Genomic DNA, 16,275 nt, shown 5'->3' with positions numbered 1-16,275 from the left:
ATTTGATACAATACATAAATACAAATCTATTGAACTCACAAGAAAAAAATAATTTTGTAATACCCCCTTAATCAATAGAACCATGGCGAATGAATATCATTGTACGATGTCCATATTTTGCTAGGTAATTAGATTTATTATTAAAGTACATGTTTCATGGAGTTTGAAAGGGAGATTTAAATTGAAAGAATATATTGTTTGTTATACATTGGACCATGATATTAAGCGTGAAAAAATTTTAAAAGACCAAGAGGTTAAAAAGGAAGAGGTCAAACAAGAGGTTTTAGAAAAGGTCCTCCAACATTCATACATTGTTGCAAAATGCGAACAAGGTGATTACCGGATTAATTCATCTTCTATTCGCTATATACGGGTTTTATAAACCGTGATACAATAATCACTTAGCAACAACATTGTGTAACTTAGAGCAACGGGAGAGAGAAAGCATGTCAGAAACCTATCGCTACCGTGAGGAACGAAAACAAGCGGAAAAAGAAAAACAACGAGAACAAAAAAAGAACAAAGCACCGAAAACAGCACCGAAAAAAAGTTCTCTATGGAAGAAAATTTTATTGGCTTGTATCTTGCTGGTTGTCCTGTCTATTGGAGCAGGAGTCACAACGATTGCTATTATGATTAAAGATGTTCCTTCGCTGGACGCATCTAAACTAGTCGACCCACTATCTACGAAATTTTACGACCGGAACGGAAAGTTTTTGTATGAATACGGGAAGGAAAAGCGGACGAAAATCACCTATAATCAAGTTCCGAAACAATTGGAACATGCCTTTATCGCCACAGAAGATTCCCATTTCTATGAACATCATGGGATCGACATCAAACGGACCGCTAAAGCGATTTTCGAAAACGTAACAGGGAACTTTGGCTCCCAAGGGGGAAGTACGATTACACAGCAAGTCATCAAAAGATCATTTTTAACTCCTGAAAAAACCATAAAACGAAAGGTTCAGGAATGGTACCTGGCCTATAAGTTGGAGCAAAAATATTCTAAACAAGAGATTTTGATGATGTATTTTAATAATATTTATCTTGGAAACCGGTCATACGGTGTTGCTGCAGCAGCAAAAAATTATTACGGAATTGAAACAAATGAATTAAATAAATTGACGCTTCCGGAAGCCGCAATGATTGCCGGCCTGCCGCAAAGTCCATATAACTATGACCCTACCAAACCGAGCAACAAAAAAGCGGCTACCGACCGCCGGAATCTCGTTTTATCCTCCATGCACAAGCAGGGCTATATTACGAAGAAGCAGATGCAAGATGCAATGAAGGTTCCTGTGACTCAAGGCCTTGTTAAAAATAAGAATCAAGGAATGCCTTATGAAGCATTTATTGATGCAGCTGTAAAGGAAGTCGAGGGAAAACTTAAAGGTGTTGATATCGGTACGGATGGATTATCGATTTATATGACCTTGGACCCGAAAGCACAGGATTATGCGGACAAAATGATGAATACCAATAATATTATCTATTATCCGAATGATCGATTCCAGGGGGCTTTTGTATTTTTAGATTCAAAGACAGGCGAAGTAAGAGCGATTGGCAGCGGACGAAAAGATTATAAGGCCGGATTCCGCGGAAACAATTTTGCCATTGACCTCGTCCGTCAACCAGGTTCCACCTTTAAACCTGTATTGGATTATGGTCCTGCGATTGAATATTTGAATTGGTCTACTTACCATCAAATGAATGACCAGCCAACCAATTATTCAACAGGGCAAGCGATTCAAAACTGGGACCGCCGTTACCATGGGATGATGTCAATACGGACAGCACTTCAATGGTCGTATAATATTCCTGCACTGCTTACGCTTCGTGAAGTAGGGATGGACCGGGCAAGGAATTTTGCCGAACAACTAGGCATAGCCTTTGATCACCACGAAATTTATGAGTCATATGCCATTGGAGGAAATACGGTCAGCCCATTGGAAATGGCGGGAGCATATAGTTCATTTGCCAATAATGGGGTTTACAATCAACCTCATTTTGTACAAAAAGTGGTGTTTCCGGACGGCAAAGTCGAGAGCTTCAAACCGAAGCCAAAACAGGTTATGCATGATTATACAGCTTATATGATTACCGATATGCTGCGGGATGTTGTCCATTCCGGAACAGGTACAGCTGCTAATGTTCCTTGGCTGGATGTTGCAGGTAAAACGGGGACTACAAATTTTGATGCTCAGACGAGTTACCGTTATGGTTATCCACTTTATAATGTTGCGAAGGATAGTTGGTTTACCGGATACACACCACAATATACGATGTCAGTTTGGACGGGGTATGTGAAGAATGGTACTGGCAACTATTTACCTGGAGATACAACCAAAATCGCGCAAATCATGTTTAGGAAAATGATGCAGCAATTTGGTACGGACTCTACTAGATTCCAGCAGCCTTATGATGTTTACAAAATGGGAAATGATCTTTATATTCGGGGTGCAGCGGATGTTCCACCGCCGCCGCCGCCACCAAAGCCCGTGGATAAGCCGAAAAAAACCGAAGAAAAAGGAAAAAAGGACGCGAAAGCCTCTGAAAAACAAAAAGGGTCGGATAATCAAAAAGCTCCAGATAACCAAAATGTTCCGGATAATCAAAAAGCTCCAGATAACCAAAATGTTCCGGATAATCAAAAAGCTCCAGATAATCAAAATGTTCCGGATAATCAAAAGGCTCCAGATAATCAAAATGTTCCGGATAATCAAAAGGCTCCGGATAAACAAAAGGCTCCGGATAAACAAAATGAAAAACATAAAAACCATTAGGTTCCTAAAGACTGTTTGAAAATTAATTTCAGCAGTCTTTTTTTATAGATGTTCGTCAAAAAAAATAAAGTGCATAAACATAGCCCAGAAAGAAAAACATAAGAAACAAACGGTCAAAATGACGGTATGAGGTGTTTCTTTTGCAAGATTGGTGGATTTATCATCACTTTATTAATACGATTTGGTTTCTCTTGTTCCTCCTTTCCATTCCGTCCATTCTTGGACTAGGCATTCTCTTTTATTACTTAAAAAATGTTCATCAAGAAGGTAATCAAAATGACCAAAACACCCAGCAAGCTGATAACCAAAACCCTCAGCAAGCTCAAAATCAGGAAAACCAAAATAGCCAACAGGTTAAGGAACAACCAACCTGAAATTTAGACCGAAAATATAGTACTTTTTACTTATTTTAATTTAAATTTTGCAAAATGCTTTAACAATCTTAAAACCTATGTTATTTTTGAAAGGTAAGTTTCATAAAAGTATATTGTTTCCAATGCTCTACTAGGGGGGTCCGACAGCTCGGACTGAGAGAAGAATGCGTAAAATTCTTTGACCCTTTGAACCTGATCTGGATGATACCAGCGTAGGGAAGTAGTAATGAAGGCGTCAATTGACTTATATGCGCCGCTACTTTTTGACGATGAATCAGGTTCTGTGTAAACAGAACCTTTTTTTATTGTCAACATGATGTCATGTCCTATTGCTGCAACTTCCAGATTTGGAAAAAAATATTAGGAGGAAGATTCATGCAAACGGATATGAACATTGAATTAAAGTCGCAATTTACAGGAAGTAAGAAGGTGTATCAAAGCGGTTCAAGACCGGATATCCTTGTTCCCATGAGGGAAATATCTCTCAGCCGGACTCTAACTTCTTTTGGAGAAGAAGATAATTCACCCATTCGCGTCTATGACACAAGCGGTCCCTATACGGATGCAAACTATTCTATTGATATCAGAAAAGGGTTACCCGCTTTACGAAAGAATTGGATTCTTGAGCGGTACGATGTGGAGACATATGAAGGCCGGGAAATTAAACCGAAAGACAATGGATACAAAGAAGGGGATGAACGGGCAAATCTTGAATGGTTTCCGAACATCAATAAAACCCCATTAAGAGCGAAAACCGGTAAGAATGTTACACAAATGCATTATGCGAAAAAAGGAATCATCACTCCAGAGATGGAGTTCATTGCCATAAGAGAAAATTTAGATCCGGAATTTGTTCGGGATGAGGTTGCCAAAGGACGCGCGATTATTCCAGCTAACATCAATCATCCTGAGAGCGAACCGATGATTATTGGCCGCAATTTCCATGTCAAGATTAACGCAAACATCGGTAATTCAGCGGTCACATCCTCCATTGAGCAGGAAGTTGAAAAAATGACCTGGGCGACACGCTGGGGTGCGGACACCATCATGGATCTATCAACCGGAAAAAACATACATACAACAAGAGAGTGGATTATTCGTAATTCTCCGGTTCCCATTGGTACGGTGCCAATTTACCAAGCATTAGAAAAAGTAAATGGAATCGCTGAGGATTTAACTTGGGAAGTATACCGCGATACGTTAATCGAACAGGCTGAGCAAGGTGTAGATTATTTTACCATTCATGCAGGTGTGTTATTGCGTTATATTCCTATGACAGTAAAACGGACAACAGGCATCGTGTCTCGGGGCGGTTCCATCATGGCGCAATGGTGTTTGGCCCATCATCAGGAAAGTTTCCTTTATACTCATTTTGAAGAAATCTGTGAAATTTTGAAGCAGTATGATATTTCCGTTTCACTTGGAGATGGCCTGCGCCCGGGAAGTATTGCCGACGCGAATGATGAAGCACAATTTGCCGAGCTTGAAACCCTTGGGGAATTAACGGATATTGCTTGGAAGCATGATGTTCAGGTCATGATTGAAGGACCAGGTCATGTTCCGATGCACAAAATAAAAGAGAATATGGATAAACAATTAGAAATTTGTAAGGAAGCTCCTTTTTATACATTAGGACCGTTAACCACCGATATTGCCCCTGGGTATGATCATATTACCTCCGCAATTGGAGCAGCAATGATTGGCTGGTTTGGAACGGCAATGCTTTGCTATGTTACACCGAAAGAGCATCTTGGGCTGCCAAATAAAGAGGATGTTCGTGAGGGGGTAATTACGTATAAAATTGCCGCACATGCCGCCGATTTAGCGAAGGGACATCCTGGTGCGCAAATCCGCGATGATGCCTTATCGAAGGCACGTTTCGAATTCCGTTGGGAAGACCAATTCAATTTATCTTTGGATCCTGAGCGTGCACGGGAATTTCACGATGAAACCCTTCCGGCTGAAGGAGCGAAAACCGCACATTTTTGTTCGATGTGTGGACCAAAGTTTTGTTCGATGAGGATTTCGCATGACATTAGGGGGATGGCAAAGGATGAAGCTGTTATCGATAACGGCATGAAACAAAAAGCGGAGGAATTTGTCCATGATGGGTCACGAATCTATCGATAATTCTACAGAGATTAGAAGACTATTAGAGGAATTATCTGCATTGCAGCAAAAGATTTTTCATCTTAATGAAAAAATCCAATCGATTCAACTTCAATGTAAGCATGTCTTTTTAGAAACACCCGTTATGAGGAAATGTCAGAAGTGCGGGTTTGCAGAAAGTACGTATTATTAAAGAGTACATTTCTAATTACCATAGCAAGAAAAAGACCAAATCGTATATGATTTGGTCTTTTTCTTCTCCCCACAAAAGAGGCATTTTTATTAGTACAACCCATCTGCATGCTTCATATAAATAAAAGAAAAGAATGCTTGTTTTATGGAGAGGGGAAAATTATTGATGTTTCAAGACACAATGAGCTCTTTTTTAGGTAAAATGATCAAAATTGATCAGGGGTGTCAAGAATATGGGGTTGGTAGGTTATTAGATGTTTTTGATGATTATCTTGTCGTACAGACAGAAGAAGATGGAGTTGTTTTCTATATTACCCAACACATACAAAGCGTGACGGAGAATACCAAGGAATTCAATATTTTATTCCCTGAAGGTTTTGAGTATAAAAAAGCTAATAATTTACTAAATCTGTTAGAAAGCCAAAAACTCAATTGGGTCAAATTAAACCGTGATAGTCAAGTAAACTTAGAAGGAGTTTTATATGATGTAAATAATGATATGATTTCATTGATTCATAATGAAGAAATTGTTTACATTTCCTTCTCCCATCTCCATAATATCAGCATAGGCTAGAATTTGAGAAATTAAAAATGAAGAAGATTTATCAAGGGGACTCTCGATTTTAATCGGGAGTATCTTTGTTTTTGCTTCTAATGGCTGTTGATTTTACATACTCGACATCATAATAAAATTATAATTCGAAACTATCAAAATAGTTTAAATAATCTAACTTCAATAAAATGCATTGCGTTTTAGTTGTATAAAATTACAATTAAGTACATAAAAACACTTTACCTTGCTAAATAGATAAGAATTAAAGGGAGATATGTAGGAATAACATCATAAAGAAGGTCATCCAGATTTATATCATCATAGCAGTAGCATTAATGGCAACCGCATGCGGCTCACAGCTAAAACTACCAGATAATTCTACACACGAAAATACATCAAAGACTAATAGCGGAGATACATTTGCTTCGATTAAAAAACGAGGGGTTATCACCATGGCAATGGATGACACTTTTCCTCCAATGGAATATCGTAACGATAAAAATGAGTTAGTAGGTTTTGATGTAGACTTTGGGAATGCGATTGCTAAAGAACGTGGTGTAAAAGCAGAATTTAAACCAACGGCGTGGGATGGTATTTTACCTGAAGCCGTTGGCGCCTACTACAAAAAAGCCAAACCTGATGCATTTGATGTGTTAGAAGAATCCTTTGGGCAATTACCAACTGGAATAGCCGTTCGTAAAGGGGATGCTAAATTGGAGAAAGAACTAGCAAAAGCGATTCAAACTCTGAAGGATAACGGAACTTTCGCCAAAATCAGTATCAAGTGGTTCGGAAAAGATAAGTCAAATGAATAGAAAAGGATAAAGCATGTTAAAATTGCGGCTGAAATGGCCTTCATAAAGTTCATAACCACATTTTTAGTTAAAGTCGTCTGTTCAAGGCGACTTTTTTTGGAACAAGGGGAACATTTTATCATCTTATTTCTTATTTCGAATTGATTCCAAATGATCGTCATTAGAGTCGATCTTTTTTCCTTGTCATTTTTTAAGATAAAAAAGTTCTATTTTGAAAGGACGTTGGAACCCAATTTATTGTGATAAAATGATATGAATTGGAAAAAAATAGTTATTAGGAAAGGAGGGATTGCGAATGTCTATGAATAAGTGGTTAACAGGATTGGTCGTTTTGCTTGCGATGATTGTGGTTGTGACAACTCCAGGCTCACTCGCCGCATTTGCCGAATCCGGCGTCGAAACACAGCCTATGGAGACGGTGAATGCGATTGAAGTCGAGTTGAACGATGATTACTTTAATCCGAAAGTCATCTCTATTCCCAATGGAAGAACGACAACGTTGATATTGAAAAACAAAGGAAGGAAAGAGCACACCTTCACAGTGGAAAAGCTCAGAATTGACGCCGAAGTCCAACCGGGAAAAGAAAAAACCATTACCGTGAAACCGGAAAAGCCCGATACATATGAACTGATATGTCGGTACCATTTCCAGGAAGGAATGGTTGGAAAAGTAATAGTCAAATAACAAGCAGGGTCCAATCGGGCCTTGCTTTTTTAATAGGCATCGGTAAGTTGCTTCAATTAAGTAGAATTTTAAAGTTGTGAATCATGGAATAATTTCAAAAACAGCACCTTGGTTAAAATCAGTCACTTTCATCGATCCATGAACCCCTAAATATAGTCTGGTTTGCTTCAGATTCGTTCCCAAACTAACATAATAAGCAGATTGAGACCCAAAATCATAATCGGTTTTAATCACACTAAAATCATTTAGCTTACCATCTGTTCTTACCCTGGTATAAGCTAAGGCACCTCTTACCGGAGACTCAGATTCTTTATTTCGAGCAAGATCTGTAAACACCACGTTTCCCGTTAAATCGGGGATTCCATTCCCCATATAGGCTTGAACTCCTGTAAGTGAAGTTCCTTCAAACTTATCGGGGCGGGGATCTTTATGAAAATAACTAGTGAGAGGCGGTAGCCGCGCCACCGAAGTGTTTACAGCTTCATTGTAATAAGCAATTGTGTTCTCTTTTAAAGCCGGATTTTCAGAGCATCCCCTTATAATCATAGTAGGAAAAGCACCTTCCCAACCCCGCCAGCCAAAGTTAATCAATCCTTCATGGTCAGGTTCGGTGTTTCTTAAAGAGGCTTGAACTAGCTGAGTAACCGGTATTGGCCTATATTGAACGAATGAAAATATGGACTCTGCCAGATCCTGTCCGACAATTCCCACATATTTGATATACTGATTATAAAACCTTTGAAATGAAATGCCTGGTATATTTCGGACCCCTTTGGCCATGACCGTAAGCGTTTCCTGAATAGGTACGGGAAGTTCATTAAAACGTGTGACTACGGGTGGATGATCGATAAATGTATTCTTACCTACGTCAATTTCAATGATTTTACCTGCTATTTCCATATTATCCTGACTTAAATTAAATGGATCATAGCCTGATCCGCCATCTCCAGTTGTTAAAACAAGTTTTCCTGTTTCAGGTGAAAAATTTAAGCTATTAACACCATTATGATTAAAAAATGGTCTTCTTACGTTAAGTAATGTCCGTCGTTTTTGAGGCTGGCCATTCGATTGTAAAATCCATTCTTCCACTGTATTAATATGATCATATTGAGTTTCTCTATTTTCCCACCTCATGTGTAAGGTCTTGGGATCACATGGGTTAGGCCTAAAATGTTCAGTAAGAGCACCTGGACCTTGTGTTCCAACTACTGAATAATGAAGATAAAACAGACCGTTATAATAAAATTCAGGATGAAACGCCAGCCCGAGCAATCCCCGTTCATCATATCCTCTTCCAGAAACACCTGATTCTGAAGCACCTAGTTTTAGGATTCGCGAGCGAATATCTAAAAAAGTCCTTATATCACCATTTCCTATGTAAAAGATCTCTCCTACCTGGGTTGCAATAAATAGTCTTTCAATTGAGTCACCCGGAAGGATAGTTGTTTTCAAAACAGTGGGTAAATTTATCTTACTTATAATGGGCCGTAAATTAACCTTAACTTTTATCAACTTACTTTACACTCCCTCTTTGTTTTCTTCTACAAGAATATGATTGGGACTGTTCTATTAGTACCAAATTAGAGCGGGGGAATCTGACAAGGCATTGCACTATTTTCTGAACATGTGGAGAAATTAATGTAGCTGATCGAGATAGTAGAGAAAGAGAGTATCCTTTGGAAATGGTTTTAATAGAAAAATAATTCAAAACTATCATAATAGTTTTAACTATTGAACTTTAACGAAACATATTGCATTTATTCTTGTATAAAATTACAATTTAGTACATAAAAATACTTTACTTTGCTAAAGAAATAAAGAATTAGGGAGATATGGAGGAATACATCATTGATGTGGTAGGAAGCACATTCCAAAGCTTGCCGGTGGGTGTCGCCGTTCGCAAAAACGATGACAAACTTGAAGCTGCATTGCAAAAAGCCGTTCAAAATGTCAAGGAGAATGGAACTTACGGAAAAATTAGTAAAAAATGGTTTGGTAAAGATAAATCAAAAGAATAGAAGTGGTACGGATAAATCAGTTGAACGATTTATCCGTATTCTTTTTCAGAGAGAGAATAGCATGAGTGATTTTTATCATTTGCAATTACCTATCTCCCCAATTTATTTCAAGGGGCATTGGTTACGATCGAAATAGCGGTAATTTTTATGGATGGTGGCTATATTATTGAACAAGGAAAACCGGAACAATTATTTGGTAATCCGCAGCATGAACGGACGAAGGAGTTTTTAGGGCATATCAAGTAGGGAGAGATCACCATGAAACAAGCCTCAAGTATAGAACTAACTTCATTTATTAATGAAAAAATTGATCAATTGTTTGCTAGATTAGTGGAGATGAGAAGGCATCTTCACATGTATCCGGAGTTAAGAAACCGGGAATTTAACACAACCAAACAAATCAATGACTGGTTAAAGGAATTCGGAATACAACAAATTCCACTAAATTTGCCAACAGGGACTGCAGCGTCGATTGAAGGAAAGAAAGAGGGACCAATTGTTGCCATTCGTGCCGACATTGATGCCCTGCCAATTTTTGAAGAGGCAGACGTTCCGTTTCGTTCGATTATTGATGGTGTTAGCCATATGTGCGGCCACGACGTACACACGACGATTGCCCTAGGTACAGCCATTATTTTACAAGAAATCAGCGATGCTATTTCTGGAACTGTACGGATTTTATTCCAGCCAGCTGAGGAATCAGAAGGTGGTGCAGAGTCAATGATTCAGCAAGGTTTATTAAATGGAGTAAAATCAATTATCGGACTTCATAATGTTCCTGAACTTCCGGTTGGAAAAATCGGGGTGAAAGAAGGGTTTTTGATGGCAAGTGTCGATGATTTTACGATTACCATCAAAGGAAAAGGTGGACATGCTGCCCTGCCTGAAAATACAATTGATCCGATTGTGATTGGAAGTGCGGTTGTCAGCCAGTTGCAAACGATTGTTAGCCGAACAATCTCTGCAAAAGAATCAGCAGTGGTTACGATTGGTTCGTTCCAAGCAGGTTCAACGAACAATGTCATTCCCGATAAGGCCATCCTTAAAGGAACCGTTAGGACGTCCAATGAAGAAGTAAGGAAGAAAATCTACAAAGTATTCACGAAGACCGTTCAGAATACCGCTGCAGCTCTTGGTGGTGAAGTGGAGATTGATTATCAATTCCTGATTCCTGCCGTTTATAATAATACCAGTGTAGCAGAGATTGTTCGGACAGCTGCGGCTGTGGTTGTAGGCAGTGAAAATACGGTTACGGCTGAGCCTACGATGGGCGGCGAGGATTTTTCTTTTTATCAAAAAGAAGTACCTGGCTGCTATGTTTGGCTTGGTTCCGGAAATGAGGAAAAAGGCATTCATTATGGCTGGCATCATCCGAAATTTATGGTTGATGAAGAAGCCATTCGGATCGGGGTCAAATTAATGGTGCAATCTGTGTTACGGTTATTAGAAAATCATCAAGGATAACATTCTGTACTGGAGTATGGATGTGTTTTTTAACCTATACTCTTTTTATCATCTTGCATAGTTTATTAGTAAGATTTCTAACTAATAAACTTCGAGGTGATGAATGTGGCGCTTTACGCATTTAAAAAAGGGGATTGGGTAAAGGGAACGTCACGCGACGGTGAACTGGTTCGCGGTTATGTTGTGCGCGTCAACCAGTTACAGGATGTCATGAAGGTTTATGTAAATAACAGTGATAATGAAAAAATCATCGGGAAAGAGACCTGGCTATTAATGAAAACAGCTGAGATACTCCCGATTGTTTCACCTTCCAGTGAGGATGAATTTTTATTCCTAATTGATTTATCATTAGCAACTAGGGATTATGAATGGTTTATGGAATTAACTGAAAAGCTTCAAACGAAGAAAGAGCTCAAAGAGTTTTTTATTCAACAACCCCTTAGGCGAAAATAATAAGGGAATTGATTTCTAAATGAAGAAGCGGACCAAAGTAAAGAAGGCCTGCTTTTTTATTTTTCAAAAATATTGTAAGGGTACATTGTGTTTTTTCCTCCTTTGTATTAGGTTAATTTTTACTAAAGTAATGAAAGGAATGGCAGTTTATGAAAATAGAAAGCGAACGAACGATTCAGGCCGACCGTCTTTGGGATGATTTAATGACGCTCGGAAAATTTGGCCGTGGTGCCGACGGCGGGGTTACAAAGACTTCATTTGATACAGAAGATATAAAAGCCAGGAAACATTTACTGCAAATGTTAGCAGACGCTGATTTAGATCCCTATATGGATGAAGCAGGGAATATTTTTGGGCAAATTCATGGAAAAAACTCTGATTTGCCTGCCATTCTTATTGGTTCCCATATTGATACGGTTCGTTCAGGCGGCTGTTTTGACGGTGCAATGGGAGTGTTAATGGGAGTGGAAGTTCTTCGTTCGATAAAGGAAATAGGACTTCAACCGGAACGAACTCTGAGGGTTGTAGCGTTTACCGATGAAGAAGGAGCCCGTTTTGATTATGCTTTTGTTGGCAGTACGGCATTGTCTGGTGCTTTTAGTGCTAATCAATTACGAGAGGATTTAGCGTTAGCGGTTGACCAAGAGGGAATATCTTACACGGACGCAATGAAACGTGCTAGTATGGAGGGAGGCTATTTTAGCCGAATTAATCCTGAACAAATAAAGAGGGCTCAGCTAGGAAAAGATGAGCTAAAAGCCTATATCGAGATACATATTGAACAAGGGAAGGTATTGGAAAGTCAAAATTTAGCGGTAGGGATGGTTAGCGGAATTTCAGGCGGACACTGGGCTGAAGTGACCATAAAAGGCGAAGCAGGACATGCTGGAACAATTGGGATGTCAGAACGGAAAGATGCTTTATCAGCAGTAGGTGAATGTTTGCTCGCGATTGAAAAAATTGCTCGTCAAAGCGGCGGAAGTGTTGCGACCGTTGGAAAATTAGCCGTTCAGCCGGGGAGTGGAAACGTGATCCCCGGACAGGTTGATTTTACATTGGATGTCCGGGATATTTGCGATGAACGCCGTGAACTTACTGTACAAAAAATTTATGAAGTCATTCGGGAAATTTCTGAGCATCGTGGCGTTAGTTGTGAAATCAGACCGTTTCAATCGCTTCCTTCGGTTATGAGTTCACCTGTGGTGGTAGAAGCCATTCGAGAGGCATTTGTTGATTTGGGGTATCCGATTTACGAATTGCCGAGCGGGGCAGCTCATGATGCGATGGTGATGGGCAGCATTACGGAAATAGGAATGATCTTTGTAAGGAGTCGTGGCGGTATCAGCCATCATCCGGAGGAGTGGAGCTCTTTTGAAGATGTCGCGTTAGGTTGTGAGGTTCTTTACAGGACAACGATGAAGCTGCTTTGATGAGTTGTATATTAAAGACCTCCCTAGCAAAAAATAGTTTTGCATTGGGAGGTGACTTTTTTGGAAAAAAATCAAACAAATCAGGATTTAACTTTGAATAAAAAGACGAATGATGAAGAACTTGTGATTAGTTCGACTGGTTATGGATTGGAATCAGTATCGAAAAAGGAAACATCAGCAGAGACAGAACGCTCAAACCCATCCTGTGGCGGGTTATAGGACAAGTGGTTGCCCTATTCTTCATTCGGAATAGGGTAATTTCTTTTTTGTTCAGGTTAGAGGGGGGAGCACATCCAAAAACCATTGCAACATGTCCTTCCACTGATGCTGGAGGGACAAAACTCACTCATAAAAAAAGTGACCTGTCCCTCAATAGTGATAAAAAAAATTCTATTTAGTTTTCTCGAAAACACTCTGAATCACAAAAAAACTACCACTTTCATTATTGAAACGATTCCACCGTCCTGATCATCTGATACAGTGCTTCCTCCTCATCATCACCACTCGCTTCAAAGGTTAATTCAGCTTCTTTGGAAACAGCGAGCGATAACACCCCCATAATCGATTTCACATTGACTCTACGTCCATTATGAGTCATAAAAATATCCGAATGAAAACGTGATGCTTCCTGGACCAATTGAGAAATATAGGGCGGATACAGACCTACTTTTGTTTGCAATTTTACCAATTGTTGAATCATTACAGTGACCTCCCCAATATTCAAAACTCACTCTTATGTATGAATCTCTTAAATAAAAAATGACCATTTTATCCTAAAAAATAAAGAAAAACCCCCAAGTCCACCATAGACTTGAGGATTACTTTCAGAAAATATTTTATTTACCAACAAACTCCTGAGTCCAATAACTTCCATCTGCAACATAACCAACACCAATATAGTTATAGTTAGGGTTTAATATGTTCTTACGGTGTCCTTCACTATTCATCCATGCCTTGACTACTTCCTCAGGTGTTTTCTGTCCCATCGCAATGTTTTCACCGGCATAGTTATAGGTAATTCCATATTTTTTCATCATATCAAATGGTGACCCGTAGGTAGGGCTTGTGTGGCTAAAGTAGCCATTAGCAGACATATCGCGTGATTTTTCATGCGCCATTTTACTCAAAGTCAAATCGACTTTAAGAGCAGGTAAGCCATATTTAGCCCGTTCCTGGTTCGTCAAATCCACCACTTTTTGCTCGTAAGCGCTTAGTGTGCCGGATGTTTGGGTTGTTTTAGGCTGCACAGGGGTAGGAGCTACTTGTTGAACAGGTTTTGCGGCCACAGCAGGCTGCTTTGTTTGTGTAACATGTTTTGCTGGTGTTTGCGCTGGCTGTCTTGTAACTGTTATGTTTCTGTCCATACCCATTTTATTAAAATAATCTTCTATGAATTTATTAATCTCATTTAGATTTGTATCTTGATATACATATACCTTTTTCTGGATGTTCGCTTCATTGGTTGATGTTTGTGGATTTTGATGTGGAGCCGCTCCGAATAATGTTGATGCGGCAGCTAAACTTAATAGTGCTTTGCTCATTAACATTTTTAATCCTCCTGTTATGAAAAAATTGCTCATCAAAGCAACTACATCTTAACATGGGATTTTTGTCATATTTCAGGAACGATTTTACAGCGGTAACGTACAATAATAATTTTTCATAGTAAAAGTAACTCAGAAATCTATTAAACTAAGGATATTTAGAATGTATGGGGGAATACGCAAAGATTAATAGATTTTTGAAAAGCTTCCATATATTATAGTGAAAATAGGGGTTGACACCCTATGGAAATGTCTGCTTAGTTAACAAATATTTCAGCAAAGCGTCAATTCTTACAAGAAAATAAGACAGATAAAAAGCCCGCATTGAGGATTTTATATCCTATGCGGGCTTTATAAATAAGACTACGATTGCTTTTTCTGATAAGCAATTACCACGAGATCATCGTGTCCATTTTGATTTAATTCGTGTTCAAAAGACTTTATTTTTTCAACCTGAGATGGCTCAAGGTCGGCTGTTTCATATCTCGAATCCTGTTGATTCATTATAATTGCCCCTTTCTTAACGATTCTTATTTTTCGCGATGGTTTTTCTCTTTTAATTCATAACGAATTTTTCCGGGATCTTGTTTTCCTTTTGGTACGGACCGTTTTCCACCTAAGCTTACATTTGGATAACTTGTGCCTTTTTCACTCATTAATTTTACCTCCCACTCGTCAAGTTTTTACATCAAATTTAGTGTAAGAAATTAGTGTTCATTTCATACAAATTTTATTTGAAGAAACCAGGGAACGCTGTTAATAATTCTCCCCTGTCTTTACTTTGGGATTTCTTCATATGCTAATTTTTTTATTATTTCTACATGTTGAGGGTATTTTTCTAAAAGCTCTACTTGAGTAAACAGTTCAAAGTCTTGAAAATCAAAGCCGGGGGACACCATGCACCCGACAAGGGAGTATGTATCCTTTTCCATAACAGAGGAGCCGAAAATCGAATTTTTCGGAACCAATGCTTGAGGTGCCTCGCCATTTGCGATATTCATACCAATTTTCATTTCTTCATACTCCCCATTTTCATGAATGACGTGTACGGTTAACGCACTACCTCCATGGAAATACCATAATTCATCGGATTTAAGCCGGTGAAAATGGGAAACATCCTCTGACGTTAACAGGAAATAAATACTGGTAAACAGCTTTCTATCGCCGTCAAATCTCTCCTGATCAATAAACAATTCTTTCGATTCAAATGTTCTTTTATAATAACCGCCTTCCGGATGGGGCTCCAGCCCGAGATCTGAGATTAAAGCAGATAATTCAGTTTTTTTCATCGTAAAAATCCTTTCCAAATGGTTTTATCTATAGGGCAAAGCAATCTGGTTATTCATGGCTCTATTTTACATGATGGCATTGTATAAAACTACTTGGAGGGAGAAATGATGCATGAGGAAGGATAAGTAGAGGTTAAAGGGGCGATGAAAAAACTGAATCGTTTTAAAAGGGGAAAATTGGAACCATCCTGATGAAACACTACAGGATGGATTTTTTATGGGAATGGAGATTGTTAATGATTAAGTTTTTCTGTATCCTTAGACTGTTTGCGGGAGGATTCCTTTCTAGGATTCTTTGCAATTTTTACTAAAGAAACAACAAACACAACCCCCAAAATAGCGATAAGCACCCAGGCAAAAATTTCAATTCCATCCATATCAATAAGCCTCCTTTGTCAAATGGTGTTTATTACATCTACGCTATTAGATAAGGAAATATGTGTAAACAAAATGTAAAAACCAAATTCCTTTACAGAATGGAAGCGTCATCATATTACAATTCTCCGCCAATTCCCGTTTTCCTTTAAATAATTTCGAATAATTGAAAAAGTAAATCCGACAAA

General features: G+C 38.7%; 20 protein-coding genes, 1 pseudogene and 1 riboswitch. Of the genes and pseudogenes, 14 read left to right on the top strand and 7 right to left on the bottom strand.

The features are described 5' to 3' along the window. Positions 1-181 precede the first annotated feature (181 nt). The 8 genes from BIV60_RS08225 (at position 182) to BIV60_RS08190 (ending at position 7,514) form a co-directional block, all read left to right on the top strand. Positions 182-382 (top strand): hypothetical protein, encoded by a 201-nt coding sequence (locus tag BIV60_RS08225; RefSeq protein ID WP_071355239.1) that lies wholly within the window; start codon positions 182-184, stop codon positions 380-382. A 64-nt stretch (positions 383-446) separates the two neighbouring features. After that, the gene (locus BIV60_RS08220; RefSeq protein ID WP_071355238.1) at positions 447-2,786 is read left to right on the top strand and encodes a transglycosylase domain-containing protein; all 2,340 of its coding nucleotides are present in this window, start codon (positions 447-449) and stop codon (positions 2,784-2,786) included. A gap of 140 nt (positions 2,787-2,926) precedes the next feature. Then, complete coding sequence (locus BIV60_RS08215) at positions 2,927-3,160, top strand: hypothetical protein (protein WP_071355237.1); 234 nt, start codon at positions 2,927-2,929, stop codon at positions 3,158-3,160. A gap of 122 nt (positions 3,161-3,282) precedes the next feature. Further along, positions 3,283-3,396, top strand: a riboswitch (TPP riboswitch). Between the two features lie 139 nt (positions 3,397-3,535). Continuing rightward, positions 3,536-5,290, top strand: a complete 1,755-nt coding sequence (gene thiC / locus BIV60_RS08210) for a phosphomethylpyrimidine synthase ThiC (RefSeq protein WP_071355236.1) — start codon at positions 3,536-3,538, stop codon at positions 5,288-5,290. Continuing rightward, positions 5,265-5,462: a hypothetical protein gene (locus tag BIV60_RS08205; protein ID WP_083402158.1), complete on the top strand. Its 198-nt coding sequence runs from the start codon at positions 5,265-5,267 to the stop codon at positions 5,460-5,462. Before thiC ends, BIV60_RS08205 begins: the two co-directional genes overlap by 26 nt. Positions 5,463-5,627: 165 nt before the next feature. Beyond that, a complete protein-coding gene (locus BIV60_RS08200) occupies positions 5,628-6,035 on the top strand; it encodes a hypothetical protein (RefSeq protein WP_071355235.1) in 408 nt (135 codons plus the stop codon). 314 nt (positions 6,036-6,349) lie between these two features. After that, positions 6,350-6,829 carry a transporter substrate-binding domain-containing protein gene (locus BIV60_RS08195; RefSeq protein WP_083402157.1) on the top strand — a complete coding sequence of 160 codons (480 nt, stop codon included), beginning with the start codon at positions 6,350-6,352 and terminating at the stop codon, positions 6,827-6,829. 295 nt (positions 6,830-7,124) lie between these two features. After that, positions 7,125-7,514, top strand: coding sequence for a cupredoxin domain-containing protein (locus BIV60_RS08190; RefSeq protein ID WP_071355233.1), 390 nt, complete (start codon positions 7,125-7,127; stop codon positions 7,512-7,514). 81 nt (positions 7,515-7,595) lie between these two features. On the opposite strand, the gene BIV60_RS08185 is transcribed toward BIV60_RS08190, so the two are convergent. After that, positions 7,596-9,026, bottom strand: coding sequence for a PQQ-dependent sugar dehydrogenase (locus BIV60_RS08185; protein ID WP_071355232.1), 1,431 nt, complete (start codon positions 9,024-9,026; stop codon positions 7,596-7,598). A gap of 320 nt (positions 9,027-9,346) precedes the next feature. Here BIV60_RS08185 and BIV60_RS08180 point away from each other — a divergent pair, with 320 nt between their 5' ends. The 6 genes and pseudogenes from BIV60_RS08180 to BIV60_RS29550 all read left to right on the top strand — a co-directional run bounded on the left by BIV60_RS08180 (position 9,347) and on the right by BIV60_RS29550 (position 13,098). Further along, the gene (locus BIV60_RS08180; protein ID WP_071355231.1) at positions 9,347-9,532 is read left to right on the top strand and encodes a substrate-binding periplasmic protein; all 186 of its coding nucleotides are present in this window, start codon (positions 9,347-9,349) and stop codon (positions 9,530-9,532) included. Between the two features lie 138 nt (positions 9,533-9,670). Then, positions 9,671-9,778: pseudogene (locus tag BIV60_RS29095) on the top strand (peptide ABC transporter ATP-binding protein); the annotation flags it as partial. A 12-nt stretch (positions 9,779-9,790) separates the two neighbouring features. Continuing rightward, entirely contained in the window at positions 9,791-10,996 is a 1,206-nt protein-coding gene (locus BIV60_RS08175) for a M20 metallopeptidase family protein (protein WP_071355230.1), read from the top strand. A 105-nt stretch (positions 10,997-11,101) separates the two neighbouring features. Then, a complete protein-coding gene (locus BIV60_RS08170; RefSeq protein ID WP_177177248.1) occupies positions 11,102-11,449 on the top strand; it encodes an IDEAL domain-containing protein in 348 nt (115 codons plus the stop codon). Positions 11,450-11,598: 149 nt separating this feature from the next. Continuing rightward, positions 11,599-12,879 (top strand): Zn-dependent hydrolase, encoded by a 1,281-nt coding sequence (locus BIV60_RS08165; protein ID WP_071355228.1) that lies wholly within the window; start codon positions 11,599-11,601, stop codon positions 12,877-12,879. Positions 12,880-12,939: 60 nt separating this feature from the next. Beyond that, positions 12,940-13,098 (top strand): hypothetical protein, encoded by a 159-nt coding sequence (locus BIV60_RS29550; RefSeq protein WP_177177247.1) that lies wholly within the window; start codon positions 12,940-12,942, stop codon positions 13,096-13,098. Positions 13,099-13,321: 223 nt separating this feature from the next. Here the strand turns inward: BIV60_RS29550 and BIV60_RS08160 are convergent, their stop codons facing one another. The 6 genes from BIV60_RS08160 to BIV60_RS29540 form a co-directional block, all read right to left on the bottom strand. Beyond that, positions 13,322-13,579 (bottom strand): HPr family phosphocarrier protein, encoded by a 258-nt coding sequence (locus tag BIV60_RS08160; RefSeq protein WP_071355227.1) that lies wholly within the window; start codon positions 13,577-13,579, stop codon positions 13,322-13,324. A gap of 136 nt (positions 13,580-13,715) precedes the next feature. Further along, positions 13,716-14,420, bottom strand: a complete 705-nt coding sequence (locus BIV60_RS08155) for a CAP domain-containing protein (protein ID WP_071355290.1) — start codon at positions 14,418-14,420, stop codon at positions 13,716-13,718. A 366-nt stretch (positions 14,421-14,786) separates the two neighbouring features. Continuing rightward, positions 14,787-14,927 (bottom strand): hypothetical protein, encoded by a 141-nt coding sequence (locus BIV60_RS29545; RefSeq protein ID WP_177177246.1) that lies wholly within the window; start codon positions 14,925-14,927, stop codon positions 14,787-14,789. A gap of 26 nt (positions 14,928-14,953) precedes the next feature. Beyond that, positions 14,954-15,079, bottom strand: coding sequence for a hypothetical protein (locus tag BIV60_RS30260; protein ID WP_256218342.1), 126 nt, complete (start codon positions 15,077-15,079; stop codon positions 14,954-14,956). A 120-nt stretch (positions 15,080-15,199) separates the two neighbouring features. Continuing rightward, on the bottom strand, positions 15,200-15,712 hold the full coding sequence (locus tag BIV60_RS08150) for a cupin domain-containing protein (protein ID WP_071355226.1): 513 nt from the start codon (positions 15,710-15,712) through the stop codon (positions 15,200-15,202). A gap of 233 nt (positions 15,713-15,945) precedes the next feature. After that, positions 15,946-16,089 (bottom strand): hypothetical protein, encoded by a 144-nt coding sequence (locus BIV60_RS29540; protein WP_177177245.1) that lies wholly within the window; start codon positions 16,087-16,089, stop codon positions 15,946-15,948. Positions 16,090-16,275: the final 186 nt, after the last annotated feature.

Source organism: Bacillus sp. MUM 116, assembly GCF_001866655.1.
In the GTDB taxonomy this organism is placed as follows: domain Bacteria; phylum Bacillota; class Bacilli; order Bacillales; family Cytobacillaceae; genus Neobacillus.
Note: the sequence above shows the minus strand (reverse complement) of the source record. Positions and strands in the feature narration are given on the sequence as shown.